Below are 20,164 nucleotides of genomic sequence, written 5' to 3' on the forward strand. Positions count from 1 at the left end.
GTGCTTAAATTCTTGACGCAAACATCGCGAGGTCGTACCTTTCAATTTTGCCATAACGTCCGCTGGAGAATCCGTTGGCAGCACGTTTAAGAATAGGTGCACATGATCTGGCATGACTTCCATCGCAACCATAAGCCAATCGTTTTTCTGGCATAGCTCTTGCACAAGCTCTTTAAATCTCGCTTCGACTTGACTCACAAATACCTTTCTTCGGTATCGCGGGCAAAACACAAAATGATAGTTGATGAGTGATACGGTTGTGGTCGTTCTTCTATATTCTTGTCCTATATACCAATTGTATCAATTTTAATAACAACTGCAAAAACACGAAGGAATGTAGGACAATGAAGCTGTCCAAAGACAGCCCTTGTCCTAAGCCGATTCATCCCATGCCTAAAGGCAAGGGCTTTCTCGGCTAAAATCTGTAATTATCCTGCCCGTTAGCGGAATGGTTGCCGTACCCTCGTAGCAGTCGGGTGCTTTTGCAACATTTCAATCCGCTAAAGAAAAACTCACTTCTCTTCCCCATATCTCCCCACACTCTTATGTCCCATTTTCTCCTGCCGTACCACATATTTAACTTCTGCCCGGTTATGCAGCAGCATAGTTTCAGTTAGTATATCGCCTGAAGCCGCATCCAGCTCCAGCCGCCAAATTTCGTTTTCGCGATACCATAACCCGTTCCATTCATAAAAGCGGTGATTTCGTTCCTCAATCCGATACAATAACGGCAGTAAGGAATCACAGCGAACCGTTCCCTCCAAATGAGTGTCGGTGAGCCACAGTTTGAGTTGGAACGTATAGTCGGTCGGATTAAAAAAACGGAGGTCTAGGTAATTGTAAAAGATACTTGTACCACTTCCGAACGGTACAGTGCGGCGGTCGTCGGGAAAGAGGTCGAAGCTATGATGGTGGCGTTCCTTTATTTGCAGCGGCGTGTGCAGAGCAAGCCAAAATAGCAGGTTCGCCAACTGGCACAGTCCTCCCCCAACTCCTTTGCGAACCTCGCCGTAAGCGAGCATGAGCCCGTCGATATACCCCTTGCGAGCCGTTGGTTTGCCGACGAGGCGCCAGAATGAAAATGTCTCTCCAGGACGGATTATAATGCCGTCAATATGTCCCAGGGCGATGCGCAAATTAGTAATTTTGTTCTCCTGCAGTTGTGGGTCGGAACCCTGCAGCGTCCGCCGCAATACGGATTTATGCTTCGCGCAGCGATAAGGTAGTTCGATAGCAGATTTGCGTCGGGCAAACAGGCACCGTGCCAAAACATCTTGAAATCGCCTTCGAGTTTGCAACTGTGCCACTCTAACCTTGTATAGAAAAGGGAACTTGAACAGCACCCACTTTTTTATCGAAATAACCATATTCAAACGATCTCCTTTGTAACCTGCCGTCTGTAGATGAAGGGGTATGATTGTTCTCGACTCTGAGAAGATTGTTTTACAAACAGACAATCTTGAAGAGGCTGAAAAGTTTTAAAAAACAACACTAAGTAATACAATAGAGTAGGCCCATGTCAATAACATGGCCTCCATCAGAACATGTGTTCCACAATCGTGTTGTAAGCGTCAAATCAAACAAATCTGTTCATAGGAAGCAAAGCCTGTCACAATGAATCCATCAGACAAAAGGGTTCGGATGGAAGAGACGCTACAGGAAGTATGGTCAAAACATATTGCGGCTTCGGTGACTGTTTCAATTCCTCATAGGTACGTTTAAAACCGAAGCGTTTGCCATGGGAGACGCCTTAGCGGTTGCATAGTTTCAATTCCTCATAGGTACGTTCAAAACGTCCGCTTAGTATCGGTGATTCTGTATGGGTCATGTTGGTTTCAATTCCTCATAGGTACGTTCAAAACTTTAAAAAGTGTACGACATGCAGATTAGTTACGTGGTTTCAATTCCTCATAGGTACGTTCAAAACTTGATTAAGCGCCGTAGCTGACTATCCGTCATGCTGTTGTTTCAATTCCTCATAGGTACGTTCAAAACAGCTGGTAACGTGGCAAGGTTTTGGCTTCAATCGTTCCAGTTTCAATTCCTCATAGGTACGTTCAAAACCTCACATTACGTCATGGGCCGCAAGATTATGTCTTTGGAGTTTCAATTCCTCATAGGTACGTTCAAAACAACGACCATATGCCCCGAATTGATCGTCTTGGAAGTCGGTTTCAATTCCTCATAGGTACGTTCAAAACGTCCCCGCCGCTTGTATCTATCTCGACACCTTCGCGGTTTCAATTCCTCATAGGTACGTTCAAAACCTTAAATGGCTCCCGTTGACTCATGGGGTCATTGAAGTGTTTCAATTCCTCATAGGTACGTTCAAAACGAGAGTTTTCGATAGAAGAAAGTACGATCATCAACTGCAGTTTCAATTCCTCATAGGTACGTTCAAAACGACAACATCATGAAAACACTTGCAACTTTCTTCTTGTTTCAATTCCTCATAGGTACGTTCAAAACCATGATCGGCAGCAGCTTGTCAAGAACTGGCGCAAGAGTTTCAATTCCTCATAGGTACGTTCAAAACGAAGGAATTTTCATGCTGCCTAAGCTTACAGAGAAATGTTTCAATTCCTCATAGGTACGTTCAAAACTTGTGAAGGCGCTGCAAGAGATGCAACGGCGCTCGATGTTTCAATTCCTCATAGGTACGTTCAAAACGAAAACCAGTTCCGATTCGGATAGGGCCGTAATATTGCTGTTTCAATTCCTCATAGGTACGTTCAAAACTATAAAGCAGATCGATGACTATTACAGGTGCGGAGAAGGTGTTTCAATTCCTCATAGGTACGTTCAAAACCCATCAAAATGCCGTAATTCCTGTAGTTTCCTTTCCTTACACAAAACATTCAAGTCACCCAAATCGCCAAAATCCCGTCGCTACGCCATTCATTTGTCGTCGATCCCCCGGCTTTTTTGCAGCATTGGAGGTCGACGACAACTTCAGCACAGTTAAATTATAATACGTCCGCCACCTTTTTCCAACCCCTATGATCTTACGCTTCTTCGTGTCGGATTACTTCCACTCTCAACACTTTTGTTAATAATGCAGAAAAAGTTCGCGTTACCTCATGCATAATGTCCAGATCAGGATCTAAAATAGTCACATCCATCCCGATCACTTTAGGCGAAGAAAGTATCCTGTTCAAAAGGATGGTTAGTTCGTCCCACTGTAGACCTTCGGACTCCGGGCAATCCACACAAGGCATGATCGCGGCATCCAGTATGTCCGCATCCAAATGAAGCCAAAAACCTTCAACTTCTGTCTGATTTATGAAATTCAATACGTCGTCAGCTACTTGTTCAATTCCAAGTTTCTGAACTCTCGCTGCACTCCAACATGTAATGCCGTCTGCTATGGCTTCTTGTATAATCTCCTGTTCAGGATCAGCTTCACGGTAACCAAAACTAACGACGTCCCTACTGCGTATGTATGGTCTATGATTTTCAAGGTTTGTAAGAACTTCCGTTCCTTTTCCCGAAACAATTGCCAAATCCATTCCTGCCACAGCTGCTTTATCTTTATTGAGTTTATTATAGTAATCTGGATGTGCGTCAAGATGAATCAGTCCATATCTTCCCTTACGCTTTAAAGCCAAGGTACTTCCGATAAGTACACTACAATCCCCGCCCAACACAAGGGGAAAACCCTGGCGCTCCAATGCTTTTTCCACTTCATCGGCCAATGTTATAGAAAAAGAAGCGATTGGGCGACCGTTTAATGCACCGTCATCATACTGTTCAATTGCCGGATAGACAGGTTGAGAAAGCTTGATTACATCATGAGGTTTAACTGAATCATGAAAACCGATTTGTTCAAGTACTTCCGGCAGTTTTCCACATCCCCTCTCTTTACCGTCCGGATGTTTTCGTAGACCAAGATTGATCGGGGCATGAATGATGCAAATAGTTCTCCTCATAAGTCACTTCCCTTCGCATAAATTAAAAATAACGTTGGCCTTGCCCAATTTGTAAGACTTAAAGTAAAATTTAAGTATTACAATATATGAAAGCAATGAAGGAGTCAATACCATGAAATATGACAAAGATCAGTGGCTTGCATTTACTTGCTATGTTCTAAACACATACGATCCTTATTATAAGCAACCCGAGCTGCTTGGAAGTTTAGAGCAGTTGAGGGCGCTTCTTAAAAAATATGATCTGTTTGAAGGGTTACCTATTTCTGACGATGACCTTCAAGCAACACGCTCCTATCGCGACCAGCTTAGACATCATATCGCTATGGAGAACGATTCCGATCTGGTGCAAATCTTGAATGAATTCGAACAACGTTCACCTATTCAATCCCGCTTACAGATCAAGGCAGACCGTTCATTCGATTATGTGTACGAACAACATCCTGGGAGAGAAATTAGCGTGGCCGATCGCATTAGTGCGATCTGTGCGTTTACGTTGGGAAGAGTACTCGTGGAATATGGAAGAGGGCGACTCAAAATTTGTGCTTCTCCCCCCTGCGAGGAGTTCTATGTGGATCAATCCAAAAACGGGCTGCAGCGCTTTTGCAGCAAGCGGTGCTCTACCCGGTTTCATGTAAAAAAACATCGGCACTCCAATGAAATATAGTACGATGGACGTGGGATACTGCAAGCCCTCCGCCAGCCATTGTATTCAACATTAGTCGGTGCATTTTTCACCGTCAATGACGTGAGCGTTTGTATTTGGAGCGGAACAAGCGCCGCAAGAGAGCGGACTTGCCGCTGCCCGCCTCGCGCGTAAAGGGATGCAATGTCATCGTGCATCATCACCTTGCGCTCCGCAAAGCCTGACGCTTCTTCTCAGTTAGTAGAGCGATTCAAAAATAATCTTAAAGATATAAGAGGTCATTTGACGGTCTTACATTTCCCGTACCCCAAGCCCAAGTGTCCTCCTATCTTACGGGGCGGCTCCCAAAGGAACCGTCGGCGTCACCAAGTCGAATCTCACGTTTTTCGATACCGATTTGGCCTTTGCGCTCTCAGGCCCATGTCAATAATATGGCCTCTCTCAGAACATGTGTTCTACAGTCGTGTTTGTCCATCGGCATTGATGATAGTTCACGACTTCCTCTTTCGTGATATGGACCGACAACGAGGAACGGCGGGATAACCGCCGTTTTCCGTCTCCTGGATGATTGGCATTAGCATTCTCACTAAAGTGGCGTCCCCTGATATACAAAGGTTCACGTCATTGACGGTGATAAATGCACTGACAATTACGTGAGCCTTAACAGCAGGGTCTCCGTGCTAAAAGTCGCAAGTATACGCTCCCGACTCTCCGTTCTGTGACTCTAGCATACAACAAAATTCGCTATTTTTTGGGTCAGAGGGGTGCGGAATGTGAGAACTGTTCAAAACTCGAACACCGAGTGCTGAGTCCCGTATTCAGCCGGAGTTTCAATTCCCATAGGTACGTTCAAAATGATACAAAATTTTGTTTCAAACACGCAATCCGTATGAGGTTTCAATTCCTTATATTACGTTCAAAACATCACGATAGTGCTCGTTGCGAATGCTTGCATAGATGTTTCAAATCCTCGTAGGTACGTTCAAAACCTTACGTTTATCATTATGCACGAACGTGCTGTACATCGGTTTCAAATCCTCGTAGGTACGTTCAAAACCCATAAAAACCCCGCTACTACGCCATTTCCACATATCCCACACTTTCGTATCTCCAACAGCTAACGCTACAAACCCTTCTGCCCCGTAGTTTTCGTTGTCGTCGACCCCCGAGCTTATTCGCAGCATTGGGAGTCGACGACAAAAAGCATGGTTAAATTATAAACCTTTGTCCACCTTTTTCCAAGCCCATGATCTCCCGATCCGAGTACTTCTGAGTGCGCCAGGTATAGAAAATAACCGAATCCTCATCGTCTTCGATAATTTTATTCAGTTCCGCCTTCTTTTTCTCTACGCAGAACTACAAATATATCACCCCCTTAATTGCCGACACCTTTAACGTGTCATAAACATCATTGTACACCGACCCGTTTAAGGTGTCAATTCATGTTCTCTATTTCATTGATTGACATACGTAAGTGGTAATCCTACAATTTGAGCAGAGGTGAGCAGCATTGATTCATTCAAAATTAAAGTTAGTTCTTGACCAGAGGGGAATTTCCATTCGACAGTTAGCAAAAGACATTGATTATCGTTTCGATAGTGTACGGGCTCTTTATAACGATCAAACGGAACGTTACCCGAGGGAGCTTTTAGACAAGCTCTGTTGCTATTTAGGCGTTGGTATTGGAGATTTGTTAGAGTATCAAAATGAGGGCCAGTCAGTTGATTGATTCCCTCTTAATTTATTACAAATTTTTACTTATTTTCATTAATTTTGAATTAATATATTCTTGGAATTAAAATTAAAGACTAATTACTCGTTACAATATTGTCGTCGCCCCCCAATGCTGCAAAAAAGCCGGGGGATCGACGACAATATAACTGCGCAGAAATAAAGCATTCTCTCATTCACACCGTTTCAGACATTCCTTTTGCATTAATAAAAAATGTCGTCACGAGCGGACCGATGCTTCCCCCTTGGCCGGTTTTGAACCTACCTATGAGGAATTGAAACTCGGAACTGGCGGTTGATCCTTCGGAATGACGTTAATTTTTGAACCTACCTACGAGGAATTTTTTACCCTCCCCTTACCCCCTCCCCCTTATCACGTTTCTTTATCGAACGTATTTTGCGCCACAGTAAGAAATGCTTGCGCGGCAGGCGAAGCGCTGGAGAACGACGGGCACGCTAACGCTACAGTCCGCCATTTCGATACATTCAGGCTGCCAATTTGAAGATGAGGCTGTGTTTTGAGAAACAGTTCAGGGCCTATGGTAACGCCAAGACCTTCCTGCACCATATTGGCAATGGTAGTGCAATCGTAGACTTCAAAACGGATGTTTGGCTTAATTTTCGCTTCCTGAAAAATGTCTAAAATATGCGACTGATACATGCCGGTAGGCATAATAAACGGCTCGTCCCCCAACTCCTCAATGGCGATATCCTTCCTTCCACTAAATTTATGATTGGCAGGAAAGGCTAACACCATGTTGTCCTTGGTGAGGGGAACCACGTCAAACTCTGGATTTGAATTTTGCTGCACCACAAATCCAATGTCAATGACGCCTGTACGCAGCCATTCCGTAATTTCCTCGTAAGAGCCTTCATAAAATCGAAACTCGATGTTGGGGTGCTTCTTCTGGAATTTCGATAAAATCTTAGGCAGTAGGCAGGAAGAAGCGCTGGCAAACGTACCGATGCGTATCGTCCCCGTTTCCAAACTTGCAGTTAAAGCGACTTCCTGCTTGATTTTTTCCATGCTGTTCAAGATTTCTCTCATATGAATGACCAATTTGTGCCCGACTTCTGTCAGCAGCACGCCTTTTTTACGGTCGCGGATCAACAACGTTGCTCCAAGCTCCGATTCCAAGCTTGCGATGGCATGACTGACGGCAGATTGAGTCATATTTAATTTTTCGGCGGCTTTCGTGAAGCTTCCGTATTCCACAACTTTAATGAACACTTCGAAACGGACAAATGACATGAGTTTTTACTCAACTCCTTCATGAATAACATTAACTTTACTAATACTATCATGCGAGATAAAATGATAGCAAGCTTTTGATGAAGGAGTGAAAACACCATTGAATCGCTTTGCTATCTATTTATTAGCTCTAGGAGCCTTTGTCACAGGCACCGCAGAATTCGTCGTTTCGGGTATTCTCGAAATCATATCCGCTGACCTGCATATATCCATTGCAGCAGCCGGACAATTAATAACGGTTTATTCCCTGTCGTATGCAATCGGAGCGCTTGTACTGGTGATGCTGACAGCAAAGTTTAACCGAAAAAAGGTACTGATGTACGCCCTGCTCACGTTTATCGCGGGAAATATCGTGGCACTATGCAGTTCGAATTTTGGTATGCTTATGCTTTCCCGCATCATCCTGGCATCGAGCGGAGGGCTATACACCGTTATTGCTACGAGCTACGCTGCCCGCCTTGCCTCGCCGCAAAAACAAGGCAATGCCATTGCTACAGTCATTACCGGGTTTTCGGTTTCATTGGTACTCGGTGTCCCGTTCGGAACGTTGATCGCCGCCTATCTCGATTGGCGCTACATCTACCTTATTATTGCGGTCGTTACCCTGCTCAATCTGTTGCTGCTTCAAAAGTTTATCCCGAAGTTCGAAGGAGCGAGTCCGGTTCCTTTGAAGCAGCAGCTTCTTTTGATCAAAGATAAACAGGTGATCAGCGGGCTAGCCACTACGGTATTCTGGATTTTGGGTTATACCATGGTATTTGCCTATATTGCTCCGATGCTGAGCGAGTTGGCTGGCTTCTCAATCGAAATGATCAGTTCTGCGCTTCTTGTGCTCGGCGTGTCAGCCTTTATCGGTTCGCGTTTTGGCGGTTACGCCGTGGATCGATGGGGGCCTGTCCGAACGATCTTGATCAGTCTGATCCTTCATTCTGCAACGTTATTCGTGCTGACATCAACGACGGCTTCAACGGTAACGCTTCTTATGACGATCATGATTTGGGGGGCGGCAACCTGGACGACAACGCCAGCCAATCAATTTTATTTGATTTCATTAAGGCCGCAGTCATCGGAAGTTGTCCTTAGCTTCAATACGGCTTTCATGAACATCGGAATGACATTAGGTGCAGGATTGGGAGGAATCGTTATTGAATATACGAACATTCAACATATGGGATGGATTGGAGGAATAACCGTGTTGCTTGCGGTTGTAACTGCCTCTTATTCGTTTGGGATTGGAGTAAGAAAACGAAGCCAGAATATAGGGTGAATGAGTATCCGGTCTTGGATGCCGGAATGTGCTGTCCCGTCTGACCCCATCAATACAAAAAGGCCGCCAAGCGCAAAGTGCTGGCAGCCTTTCTTTTCATCCCTGGATTACAGCTTGTTGAACACGTCGGTGAGCACCGGTACGATTTGCGATTTGCGGGAAACGACGCCTTTGAGCACGGCTTTGTTGTCGTCCAGCTTCACGTTGTACGCTTGCTCTACGGCATGCGCGGCGCGGCCGAGGGCCAAGCCGATCGAATCGTTGTTCAAGATGTCCGTCACGACGAGGAGGAACAGGTCCAGGTTTTTCTCCGCGATGATGCCGGAGAGAGCTGCTTCCAGCTCCGCTTGGCGCGACAGCACGTCGTTCGTGTCGACGGCGTTCACTTGGGCGATTTCCACCTTGTAGTTACCCATTTGGAACTCTTTGGCGTCGAGCGAGATCAGTTGCGCGATCGTTTTGTCGCTCAGATCGGCGCCAGCTTTGAGCATGTCCAGACCGTAGGCGTCGGCGTTCACACCGGCGATTTCGGCCAGCTCGCGGGCGGCGGCTACGTCTTCATCCGTGCAGGTAGGCGACTTGAACAGGAGCGAGTCGGAAATGATCGCGGACAGCATGAGACCGGCGATTTCTTTCGGAATGGCGACCCCGTTTTCTTTGTACAGCTTCTTCAGAATCGTCGCCGTGCAGCCGACCGGCTCGGCGCGGTAGTAGAGCGGACCGCTCGTTTCGAAATTGGCGATGCGGTGGTGGTCGATAACCTCCAGCACGCGAACCTGATCGATGTCGGACGCGCTTTGCTGGCGCTCGTTGTGGTCGACCAGAATGACGTTTTTCGCTTCGTTCGCTACCGTCTCGACGAGGCGCGGCGCTTCCGTTTTGAAGTAGTCGAGTGCGAATTGAGTTTCCCCGTTTACGCTGCCCAAGCGGACAGGCTCGACATTTTGGCCCAGCTGAGTTTTCAAATGCGCATACGCAATGGCAGAGCAGATCGTATCGGTGTCTGGGTTCTTATGTCCGAAAATAAGTACTTTATCCATCCTTATTCTCCTTACTTGTTTTGTTTTGGCGAGAAAAGTATACCGTACATCGACATTCACAATCAAGATTCCTCATGCAGATTATATCGCAAAACTAGCATTATTCCTATCCCTTTACATAGAAAAGTTCCTATCCGGCGGACTTCTTTCAGATTATATTAAGGTTTCATAGAATCCGGGTTAAGTTTCATCCGGTATGCTTGGGAAGTCATCTCGTTACAAAAGACATCATTTAGAAGAGACAGGAGAGAACGAATATGATTAAAATTTACTTGCCATCCGATCTGCCTACCATAACCGCCCGCCCATCCGCCCCATGATCGCAGAGAAAATCCGGGAGGAATTCGCACGGAAACGAGCCTGCTCTATGTCATTCAGATCATCTCGGACTTGACTCCCGGCTCCCCTCCCCGAGTTGTGCGCGCCTTCATCGGGCGGCTTCCTCCCGCAGAGCCGTCAGCCGCTCCGCTACGGCGTCCAGCCGGTCCTTGATCAAGATGACGTCCGCATAGGCAGCCGGGATGCCGTCGTAGCCGTAATACACGCCCGCCAGCCCACCGGCGATGGCGCCGATCGTATCGCTGTCGCCGCCGAGATTGGCGGTGCGCTGCACGACGTCCGCGAAGCCGTCGCCCTGCTGCAGGCAGTACAGCGCCCAGCGCATCGTATCGACGACGAAGCCGGTCGGCTCGCAGTCCGGCGCTTCGGCGAGCGCAGAAGCGTACGGCGTGCCCTGCGTTTCCGCCGCCATCGCCGGGCGCAGCGCTTCGCCGTTCAGCAGCCGCAGCGCGATGCGGTTGTACAAGCCGCACGCTTCGTTGCAGCGCTCGTCGTAGTGCGTCATCTTCGACTGCATCCGCGACATGTGATCGACCCGGCCCGGGTCGGCATAGGCGAGCGCCACCGGCAGGCAGCGCATCAACGAGCCGTTGCCCGCACTGCGGCCCAAGTCTTGATCGGCCAGAAAAGCCGCTTCGAACCAATGGCCGTCATACCGTGCGAATGCCCGGCGGATGATATTGCCGATATCCTTCGGATCGGAACGGTACCACGCCAGGAAGCGTTCCCCGATGCTCGCCATCGGGTCGTTTGGGCAGTCAAGGATGCCCTCCGCCACGCAAAGCGTCATCATCGTATCGTCCGTGACCTCCCCCGGTTCGAGGTCCCATACCCCGCCGCCGACGATGTCGGTCAAATAGCCGTACTTGCGCCGAATCTCCTTGGCGCTCATGAATTCGGTCGTCCCGCCGAGCGCATCGCCGATGGCGACGCCATATAGCCCGCCTTTGATGCGGTCCGCCAAGCTTTTTCTTTCGTCGTTCATCCCGTTCTCCTCCTCTCCCACTCTATAGTTCGGCCCACGGTGCGCCTATGCTCGCATACTTGCGGTAGCGGCCAAGCACCCGCTTCACCCGCGCGATCCGTTCCTCCAGGCTTCCGTGCAGCGGAATGTAAGGCACCCGCCGCACCGCCAGGTCGGCCGCAATCCGCTTCTGGAACACGCGCCGCTGCACGTCGCCCGAACGGTCCCACGTATCGTCGTACGGGATTTCGTCGCCGCACAGGAAGACGAGATCGTAGCGCGAAGCCGCCTGCGCAGCCAAATCCCGAAGGCGCGGCAGCGCCATCCCGTGATAATCGTGCGCGAACATGAACGTCGTGATCGCATTCGTATCGACGAACACATAACCGTTCGCCTCCGAAAGCAGCTTTTCCTCCCTAGCCAGATGCCCCTCGGCAATCTCTACCAGCTGGTCCGGCGTCAGCCGGCGGTCCGTCTGATGCTGCTCCCAGTACTCGCGCCCATACTCCGGCATCCAGACCGTCCCGAACTCGCGGGCCAGTGCTTCGCAAACGGTCGTTTTGCCGGTCGAGGGCGCGCCGAGGAAGACGACGGTCGTCACCAGGTCCCGGTAAACCCGCGGATCGACGAACGCCCGGTTCGCCAACGGGTCGTGCCGTACCGCCGTTCCCGATACCGGAAACGTCTCCCGCTTCGGGTCAACCTGCCGGTCCACGGCGTTCAGCGCTGCGCTCATATGCTCGCCATACGGCTCGCTGGAATAAAAGTGCGTCACATTTCGCCCGCCAAGCAGGCCGAGAATGTAATCCTCCTGCGCCTTCTTAATCTCCGGCGTATACCCCGTTTCCGTCGGCCCGTCCCAAGCCTCGATCACCTCGACCGCGGGATACAGGGCGCGAATCCAGCCAGCCCGCACCGTCAGCGGAATGTCGGTCGTTTCGGGACAATCGTAGATGACGACGATCACATGATCCGTCTCCGCGAGAGCCGTTTCGATCATATATTGGTGCCCCCGGTGCAGAGGCGCGAATTTGCCAAGCGTCAGCCCGACCGTTAATTGAGTATTGCTCATAAGCTCACCCCCATGCGGCCCGACCGCTGCGACGCCCGGTGTTCGCTGCGCCACTGGATCAGTCCGCTTGTCGCGATCCCGAGGAAAATAACGTACAACAACGACAAAGTATACAGCTCTTTATACGCATACATCCCGATTGACAGCACATCGACCGCAATCCAGAAGTACCAGTTTTCCAGCACCTTGTTCGACAGCAGCAGTTGCGCGAAAATGCTCAGCGTCGCAATGAACGCGTCCACATAAGGGATCGACGCGTCCGTGAAGCGGGCAAGCGCATAGCCCCAGCCTGCCGTCACGACGACGAGCAGCAGCGCCAGCCCCAAGCCGAGCCGTAGCGTCATCCGCCGCGTCGGCCGCACCTTCGCCTGTCCGCGCTTGGTCAGCCAGACGATCCAGCCTTGAATGCTCAAGACGAAAAACACGACTTGCAGCGTCATATCCGCGTACAGCTTCGCATCGTAGAACGTGACGAAAAAGCACGCCACGTTCACCAGCCCGACGGGAAAGCACCAAACGTTTTGCCGCGCCGTCAGCCATACGCTGAGCAGTCCGCTTGTTGTAGCCGCAATCTCCAGCGGCGTTGACGACGTGAAATAAGCGACCAGCAGCATGCAGGCGAGCAGCCCGACCATCGTATACCATCTGTCCATGAATCTCATCCTCCCGGTGTCGTTCTCCGTTGTCAATACTTTCAAAACGACTATATTGAAATGTAAAAAAATGAGCTGTACAACGACAGCTGCGGCAGATTGCCAGTAAAACGGTACATCTGTGCGGCGCGCTGCGAGCATTTCTATACTTTCAATTTTATAATGTCATTATGACATTTTCAATTTCAATTTGTCAATGCCTTTTTCAAAAAGAACGGCGGCTATGGTATACTTGTTCTGAAATCGGCTTCCGAGCTGCCGTAGCGAAACTATACATCATCAGAAGGGTGACTACTTGCATGCGAATGTTTCGGTTCCTCTCCTTTTGTTTCATCATGATTACGATCGCTTCCCTCCCCGCTCCTGCGTTTTCCAAATCCGACGAACCCGAAGCCCGGCAAGTCACCGACGTTCTGCAGCTTCGTTCCATCGAGGCAGGATCGGGCCGCTCCTTGACACTGGCTCTGAAAGGAGCAGAACGGTTTACCGTCGCTTGGCGTCTGAGTGAAGCCGGACCGGAAGGATTGGCTTTTTCTAACGACAGCACCGCTTATTACCGGTCGGAAGGACAGCTGCGGTCCGTGCTGCCCTCCGGTGAACGCATCGTCCCGCCGGACTCCTCTTCCAAGCGGACAGATGTGCCGCTGCAGCGCCCGGCCGATGTGAACGCGGAAGGCGGAGCCGTCACCAAGACGGGTACAGCCGGAGCGTCATGGAAATACAAGCTCCCTAACGAAAAACAGGTTGCGGCGGAAACCTTGCAATCCGACGGCAACGGGAACATTTATTTTCAAGACCAAGACCGCAATTGGTATTCTTTGAACTCAGCAGGAAAGGAACGCTACGTGCTTCAGCTGGATGGAACGGGAGAGAAGAGCGTCTGCCGGGTCGCGCCGTCCGGGGATTCGATCTGCACTTCCCCTTCCATCGGTCTGATTGGCATCCGCGAACAAACAAACGCTCCCCGCCTCGTCATTGACGGCAAGGAGCGATTTTTTCCGCAGCGACCGGAGGTCGTGAACGGGACCAGTCTGGTGCCGCTCCGCGCGATTTTTGAAGCGCTGAAAGCGAACGTCGTTTGGCATGAAGAAGACCGGTCGGTCGAAGCGGTGAAAGGAAAGCAGTCGGTTCGGTTAAAGCTTGGCAGCGCGGAGGCATCAGTCAACGGCAAGAAGCTTGTGTTGGAACAGCCGCCCACGCTGCGTAACGAAGTGATGATGGTACCGCTTCGCTTCGTCGGAGAAGCGCTCGGCGCAACGGTCTATTGGGAGAGCGGGACGAAGACGATCCAGATCGTTACCCCATAGGCAGTGTTATTGCGCGTAATCGCCGGTATAGTTGATCAGGGACGCGTCCAGTACGCCTTCGATCTCTGTAATATCGTTCATGAACGCCGTATTGTCATCCCGGAGGCGCATTTCCAGCGTAAGCTCGACAAAATCTTTGCGCACCGTCTTGGACTTCAACCTGTGATTGATTTTATTCAACTGCTTCCGCAATTCGGCGGCAGCGGCATCTGTATGCCGGATAATGAGCAGGTAAGGCTGCTCCCTGATTTTCTTTCTGGACAGCCATACCAGCGCGAAGCCGACAGCCGCCGAACCGAGCAGGGCAATCGGATATTGCTTGGCCCCGATCGCGATGCCTGCCGAGATCGCCCAGAACATGTATACGATATCCAGCGGGTCCTTCACCGCCGTCCGAAAGCGGACGATGCTGAGCGCCCCGACCATCCCGAGCGACAATACAATATTGGTGCTGATGGTCATAATGATCGTTGCCGTGATCATCGTCATCAGCACGAACGTGACATTGTAGTTATAGCTGTACACCACGCCGCGAAACGTCTTCTGGTAAATGTAAAAAATAAACATCCCGATGCCGAACGCAATGGCTAATCCGAGCAGCAGGTCGACATAAGAGACCGTACGGAACGTCTCCAAATGAAGCATGCTTTTCTTGAATAAATCCTGAAAACGAACTGCTTCTCCCATTGATGTGTCCCCTTTTTCCTAAATGAATTATGGCTTTTCGCTGCGAATCCCGACTTCCCGGCAGATGAGATACTTGGAAATGGCTGACCGCTGATGCGCTTGCGGCTGAACCAGCGCCCGGATGAAATCCGGCAAAAAAGCGTTGTATTTAATTTCCATAATGGTCCTGGCCGGCTCCAGCGCTTCCTTCATGATCATATGATCGGAAAACAGGTCGTACGTATTGATCGCGGCAGCCAGCTTCTTGTCAAACGTGATTCGCACGTCCCCCGGATCGTAGACATAGGCTTCCCTCGTATAATCCACAATGACGGCCGGGCGGAAGCCGCGCTGGGCGATCGCGCGGTAAAAATCCTGCACCAGCGGCACCTTCGACTCCTGCAAGCCCGCAACGTCGCCGTCCAGAATCCGTTCGTAATCGTCTCTGCTCAACCGGGCGGCTTCCTTGCACACATAATCGCCATACTTGCTTTTCCGCTCCAGCTTGATCGTCCGGTCGCTGCCGTTGTAAATCCGGATGCGGTATTTCTCCCGGCTAAAAATGCCATGCGATTTGTCATACAGCGCATGATTATGCGGTCCGTCGAAATATAAGCTGCGGATACCGTACCCGTCGGGACTGCCGGAATTTCCGTCCAACGTCAGGATGGCCGACAGCCGCTGCCGAAGCGCGGCGTGGTCATGAGAATGGATGTAATATTTGAGCTCGTGCCGCAGCTTTCGCCCGAGAAATTGCATGCTTTATTCCACCTTTATTTGTCGCATCCCGTAGTAAGGCAAATCGCGCGAATCGCGGTAAATATCGAAGGCAATTTGCTGATTCCCTTTTTGATCCCGGACAATCACTTTCCAGTAGTACTCCCCCGGTTGTAAAGCGTCAAGCGTCACCGTAGTTTCCTTCATATTTTTTTGCTGCGCTACGATTTGGGTAAACAACGGATCTTTAGCTAGCGTCCAGTCATAGACCAGATCATCCCCTTGTAAATCGAAGGACTGATCCCAGACGAACACCGTTTTTCCGTTTTCACGGAGCAGATCCCCGAGATAGAACGGCTTCGGCTTCTCCAAATCCTCGTTGAACCGCTTCAGAGAACGCGCCGGAACCTCGGCGATTCTGTCAAATTCCTGGTCCAGTTGGTCAGCCTTGACGGGCAAGAACCGGATATCCGGATCGCTCTTCAAGAAGGGCTCGACGGTGCCCCTGTACGCATCCACACGCTTCGTTACCGTTTCTTTATTGATCGACTGATACAGCTCGTCGATTTTCTTCTTCAACTTCTGGACATTCTCCTCGCTGCGGAAGAAGCGGTTGTGAAGAACGCTGCCCCAATAGTTGCTGATCCCGTTCGAATAATCGCTAATGCTCCGCAAGCCCCGTTGCAGCTCCCAGCCTCCGTCGTAATCCCAAGGAACGAAATACCATTTGTCAGAGTTCAAAGGCGAATACAGCAAAAAGTTTTGCGCGTCCGTGTCCATGTTATCCATCAGAATGTTGCTGGCCAGCCAGGTCAAATAGTTGTCCAGATCAAAATGCTTCTCCATGACCTCGTTGATCGGAATCGCCATGTTGTTGACATCGTTCAGCATCATCAGCAGCTTGTCGTGATCCTCGCGGCCCTTGATTTCGAGCTGCTTTTCGAAAGCCTGCTTGTCGTACTTCGGATCGGATTGCGACCGCAGCGTCTCGGGATAGCGAAAAAATTCAAACATGACCGCCTTGTACAATTGCCCGTTCGGATCGAGCCAGTGGTTCTTCAAGAACATTTGGTTTGGGTGCTCGATTTGGGTGAACAGCCCGTAATCCTCGTAAGGCGCATTCGCTTTGCCCCCTCCGGACAAATCCTTGACATACAGGTGGACAAACTGCGTTCGAAGGCTTGCCATATGCGGAAGCGTCTCAAAAATATCGAAGCTGAGCTTGTTGCGGATACGAGCCGAATCGTAATAATGCTTGTTCAGATCGATCGTTCGTTGGTCGCGCCACAGTCCCGCCTGATTATTGAGGCGGATTTTGTACGACCGCTGTGGCGAATACCGTGTCGTATTGCCGCGCAAGCTTACTTTCGCGTTGGTTTCCGTCGCGTCGTAGCCGAACAGACCGGATTGGGGACCGCTGCCATCGGCGGCGCCTTCCTGCAAGATAACCTTCAGATCGCCTTCCTCCATCCAGTTTCTGACCCGGTTAAGGGAATACCAGGACAGCCCCCGTTCTTTCGTATCCGGCAATACGGTCATATACAAAGCGGCGACGGAAGTATCGTTATCCCGTTCATAGAGACGTTTGTCCTCGGCCAATCCTTTGGCCGTAAGCGGCGAGCCGGGTACGGCGGATTCGGCGACGGGAGCCGGCTCGGCCGGGACCGGACTCGCGGGAGCTTCATTCGAACACGCGCCAAGCAGGAGGCCCACCCCCAGCAGAAGCAAGGAGGAAGCCGCCATTTTCCCCGGGCGACGCCGCCAGAACGGAACTTTGCGCGGTGTGGCAAGAGGCTGGGCGCAAAAGGTGTAATATTCAATGTTACCGACGTAATGCACCAATCGCCACAGCGCGGCGGCCAGCGCCAGAAATGCGGCAACGAACAAGCCGATGCCGTGGTAGTTGGCGGCCATCGTCCAGGAGGTCAGGTTAACATTAAGCAAAACAAACAGGCTGCTGATCACAAGCACACCCTTCCGATCATCAAAGTATAACAAGATAAGCATGACAATGAAGGCGATAATAAATAAAAAGTACCCGAGCACGAGAATAACATACGCGTCGAGCTGCTCCATCGAAAAGCCGATTGTAGGAAGCAGCTTCAGACCGAGAGCAAGCGAAAGGACGGTAAAAAGCAGCTGCACTTCCATCATAAAGCTGATTTCCCGTGTCAGGGTACGCTGCATCTCTTCCTTGGCGCGAGCAATATCCAGAAGGGTCCCTTCGTTCAAAATGTTGCTATAGTAATCACGGAACTTCTCATAGAAGGCCGTTTCTACAGACACGACGAAGGTGATCAGCGTGGGCGTCACGGTCAAATAAGCATAAAATACCGGTGGGTCGAAGAAAGTGGAGACGGCAAACTGCTCCGCGACCCGTCCGCCGGCCGGACCGAACCAATACACAAAGCTGTGAATATAGACGCCGGAGTAGAACAACGTACCGATACAGAACAATGCGGGATATTTGCGCAAGTAAGAAAGGAAATCAAAATACAAGCGGCTCTCCTTTGCCGGCAGCGTTTGTTCGAGATGCCGTCCCGTAAGCAGCACGATAACGAAAAAACCGGCGGCCAGCATCGTCAGGGCTGCCGTCGCATCCTGAAACGGAGTATACTTTAACACCAGCCATGCCCCTGCCAAGGCGACACCGATGCCGAAGCAGTAGTTGCGGACAATCCGTTTGAAATCTTTAACCGCGCTTAACAGAACCCCTTGAAAGGAAAGGATGATGAGTTCGGCGAAAAAGAGATACGCCGCCGCTTTATACCCGAATCCAGCCGGTACGCCCCGCAAAAACAACCAGGCGCAAGCCATGCCGACCGGCAAGGAGACGGCCATAGCTCCGTAATAAGAAGAAAGCAAATATTCGTACTGCTTCATATACATCTTGTCGGCAATAAACCGGGTCAAGATCATCGACAAGCCGCCCGTAAGCAGCGTAGAAAAGATAAAACCATAGACGATCGTCGCCTGAAACAGCTCCCGTTCCAAAAAGGACACGCCGTACCGCGACATGAACCGCTGCATGAAGAGGAGCATGAAGAGGCACAAAATCATCGGCCCGATGGTGGTCAAGGACGAATAGGCATACGCCTTGACGCTGTGCAGCAAGCCTGCTTGGCGAAACAGTTTTTTTAGTTCGAACCCGATACCGGCCATGTCCGTTCCTCCTCGTAGGATGAATAAAGCTGCCGGTAGCGTTGAATAAAGACTTCGTGCGTATAATGTTTGCGCACCCGCTCCAACCCGTTTCGGCCCATGTCTTCCCGCAGCTTGCGGCTATTGCACAGCTTAATAATGGCAGACGCCATGTGGTCGTAATGCATGACTGGCACCACCACGCCCGCAGGACCGATGCCGTCGTCCAGCCCGTGCAGCAATTCGCGGCAGCTGCCGACGTCCGTCGTCACACACGGCTTGGCGCAGGCCATCGATTCGAGCACGGCCAGAGGCATTCCTTCGCTTATGCTCGACAGGAGCACGATATCCATCCGGCCCAAGTAGTCTTTAATTCGCACCTCGCCGGTAAACGTCACGTCCTTGATCTGCAGCGATTCGACAAGCTGTAAACATTCCTCGTAGTACTCCTGGTCCTCTTCTGCGGGCCCCATAATATACAGCTCGGCTTCCGGCACCTCCCGCTTCACCAAGGCAAAGCTTTGAAGCATGGTCTTAATATCTTTAATCGGCACTACGCGTACGATAGCTCCCAGACGGATTTTCGATTCGTCAACGTCCGGGTTCTGAACGATGTCGGCATAGTCATGAACCTTTACTCCATTGGGAACAATGCTGATCTTGTCCGGCTTGCAGCCAAGCTCCATCTGAATCTCCCGGTTCCGGTTGAACAACGTAATGACCTGATCCGCATAATCGTAGGGACAACGGGAGAGCCGGTAAAAATATTCAATCCACAAATCTTTGAAATAGCCCTTCACCCAATCGGCCTTAATGATTTCTTCTTCCCGTTCGCGGGAATAAATGCCGTGCTCGGTCAGTACATACGGCTTCCCGTACAGATGCTTGGCCAGCGATCCGATGACGCCTGCGTAGCCGGTCGCCACGCTGTGATACAAGTCCGCTTTCGGAATGTCATGACGGATGGACAAAAAGAGCGGAAGAATCATGGAACGTACGGTCCAGAACATTTCCGTAAACGGAATTTGCGCATATTTTTCCTTGCACAGGTTCACCAAAATGTCGAAGAAGTCCTTACTCATCAAAAAATCGGCGGCATTGCGCAATTTCTTGCTGCGGAGCAGGTCGAACAGTCCGCCCCACTCCAAGTCTTTGTTGCCGCCGAGCAGCGAGTGCAGCGCCTCTTTCTGCGTGTCGGTCAACCGGTAGCGGTGCCCCCACTCCCCCGCTTCCCGCAAGTAATCGTCCAGGAAAATCTCTTTCACTTCAACCACGTTGGGCGGCAGCTTGTATTTGAATTGACCGCGCTGCTTCTCCTCCGCCCCGATCGCGAGGATCACAAACTCAAATTCGGGCAGGTCCGTGGTCAAGGAATGAATCCAGCTGGAAACTCCTCCGGTAATGTACGGATATGAGCCTTCGGCAATGATGCAGATACGCATG

Annotated in this window: 16 protein-coding genes and 1 CRISPR repeat array; of the genes, 4 read left to right on the forward strand and 12 right to left on the reverse strand. The window is 50.5% G+C overall.

The genetic code is table 11. The features are described from left to right. From tnpA to BLO51_RS22970, 3 genes are all read right to left on the reverse strand, one after another. Nucleotides 1-288, reverse strand: a 288-nt coding sequence (gene tnpA, locus BLO51_RS22960; RefSeq protein WP_090675614.1) for an IS200/IS605 family transposase, incomplete at its 3' end; no start/stop codon positions are given. A 224-nt stretch (nt 289-512) separates the two neighbouring features. After that, nucleotides 513-1,367 carry a VanW family protein gene (locus BLO51_RS22965; RefSeq protein WP_090675554.1) on the reverse strand — a complete coding sequence of 285 codons (855 nt, stop codon included), beginning with the start codon at nt 1,365-1,367 and terminating at the stop codon, nt 513-515. A gap of 328 nt (nt 1,368-1,695) precedes the next feature. Next, nucleotides 1,696-2,809: direct repeats of the CRISPR family, unit length 30 nt; unit sequence GTTTCAATTCCTCATAGGTACGTTCAAAAC. 196 nt (nt 2,810-3,005) lie between these two features. Continuing rightward, nucleotides 3,006-3,929: an arginase family protein gene (locus tag BLO51_RS22970; protein WP_090675556.1), complete on the reverse strand. Its 924-nt coding sequence runs from the start codon at nt 3,927-3,929 to the stop codon at nt 3,006-3,008. Between the two features lie 112 nt (nt 3,930-4,041). On the opposite strand from BLO51_RS22970, the gene BLO51_RS22975 reads away from it, so the two are divergent. After that, a complete protein-coding gene (locus BLO51_RS22975; protein WP_090675557.1) occupies nt 4,042-4,593 on the forward strand; it encodes a CGNR zinc finger domain-containing protein in 552 nt (183 codons plus the stop codon). A gap of 1,489 nt (nt 4,594-6,082) precedes the next feature. Beyond that, nucleotides 6,083-6,301: a helix-turn-helix domain-containing protein gene (locus BLO51_RS22985; RefSeq protein ID WP_090675559.1), complete on the forward strand. Its 219-nt coding sequence runs from the start codon at nt 6,083-6,085 to the stop codon at nt 6,299-6,301. A gap of 375 nt (nt 6,302-6,676) precedes the next feature. Here the strand turns inward: BLO51_RS22985 and BLO51_RS22990 are convergent, their stop codons facing one another. Next, nucleotides 6,677-7,555, reverse strand: a complete 879-nt coding sequence (locus BLO51_RS22990; RefSeq protein WP_090675561.1) for a LysR family transcriptional regulator — start codon at nt 7,553-7,555, stop codon at nt 6,677-6,679. A gap of 88 nt (nt 7,556-7,643) precedes the next feature. Between BLO51_RS22990 and BLO51_RS22995 the strand changes: the two genes are divergently transcribed. Next, entirely contained in the window at nt 7,644-8,822 is a 1,179-nt protein-coding gene (locus tag BLO51_RS22995; RefSeq protein ID WP_167670291.1) for an MFS transporter, read from the forward strand. A 107-nt stretch (nt 8,823-8,929) separates the two neighbouring features. On the opposite strand, the gene BLO51_RS23000 is transcribed toward BLO51_RS22995, so the two are convergent. The 4 genes from BLO51_RS23000 to pnuC all read right to left on the reverse strand — a co-directional run bounded on the left by BLO51_RS23000 (nt 8,930) and on the right by pnuC (nt 12,890). Further along, complete coding sequence (locus BLO51_RS23000; RefSeq protein ID WP_090675565.1) at nt 8,930-9,862, reverse strand: manganese-dependent inorganic pyrophosphatase; 933 nt, start codon at nt 9,860-9,862, stop codon at nt 8,930-8,932. Nucleotides 9,863-10,289: 427 nt separating this feature from the next. Then, a complete protein-coding gene (locus BLO51_RS23005; RefSeq protein WP_090675566.1) occupies nt 10,290-11,186 on the reverse strand; it encodes an ADP-ribosylglycohydrolase family protein in 897 nt (298 codons plus the stop codon). Between the two features lie 22 nt (nt 11,187-11,208). Continuing rightward, the gene (locus BLO51_RS23010) at nt 11,209-12,237 is read right to left on the reverse strand and encodes an AAA family ATPase (protein ID WP_090675568.1); all 1,029 of its coding nucleotides are present in this window, start codon (nt 12,235-12,237) and stop codon (nt 11,209-11,211) included. Next, a complete protein-coding gene (gene pnuC, locus BLO51_RS23015) occupies nt 12,234-12,890 on the reverse strand; it encodes a nicotinamide riboside transporter PnuC (RefSeq protein WP_090675570.1) in 657 nt (218 codons plus the stop codon). Before pnuC ends, BLO51_RS23010 begins: the two co-directional genes overlap by 4 nt. A gap of 299 nt (nt 12,891-13,189) precedes the next feature. Between pnuC and BLO51_RS23020 the strand changes: the two genes are divergently transcribed. Continuing rightward, on the forward strand, nt 13,190-14,197 hold the full coding sequence (locus BLO51_RS23020) for a copper amine oxidase N-terminal domain-containing protein (protein ID WP_167670292.1): 1,008 nt from the start codon (nt 13,190-13,192) through the stop codon (nt 14,195-14,197). Nucleotides 14,198-14,203: 6 nt separating this feature from the next. On the opposite strand, the gene BLO51_RS23025 is transcribed toward BLO51_RS23020, so the two are convergent. From BLO51_RS23025 to pelF, 4 genes are read right to left on the reverse strand one after another with little or no spacing between them, the layout of a single operon-like run. Continuing rightward, nucleotides 14,204-14,884, reverse strand: coding sequence for a DUF4956 domain-containing protein (locus BLO51_RS23025; protein WP_090675574.1), 681 nt, complete (start codon nt 14,882-14,884; stop codon nt 14,204-14,206). A 27-nt stretch (nt 14,885-14,911) separates the two neighbouring features. Beyond that, nucleotides 14,912-15,622 carry a polyphosphate polymerase domain-containing protein gene (locus BLO51_RS28785; protein WP_167670293.1) on the reverse strand — a complete coding sequence of 237 codons (711 nt, stop codon included), beginning with the start codon at nt 15,620-15,622 and terminating at the stop codon, nt 14,912-14,914. A 3-nt stretch (nt 15,623-15,625) separates the two neighbouring features. After that, complete coding sequence (gene pelG, locus BLO51_RS30530; protein ID WP_167670294.1) at nt 15,626-18,742, reverse strand: exopolysaccharide Pel transporter PelG; 3,117 nt, start codon at nt 18,740-18,742, stop codon at nt 15,626-15,628. Beyond that, the gene (gene pelF / locus BLO51_RS23035) at nt 18,718-20,163 is read right to left on the reverse strand and encodes a GT4 family glycosyltransferase PelF (RefSeq protein WP_090675576.1); all 1,446 of its coding nucleotides are present in this window, start codon (nt 20,161-20,163) and stop codon (nt 18,718-18,720) included. The genes pelG and pelF overlap by 25 nt, the downstream gene beginning before the upstream one ends. Nucleotide 20,164 lies beyond the last annotated feature (1 nt).

The organism is Paenibacillus tianmuensis, assembly GCF_900100345.1.
GTDB lineage: Bacteria > Bacillota > Bacilli > Paenibacillales > NBRC-103111 > Paenibacillus_G > Paenibacillus_G tianmuensis.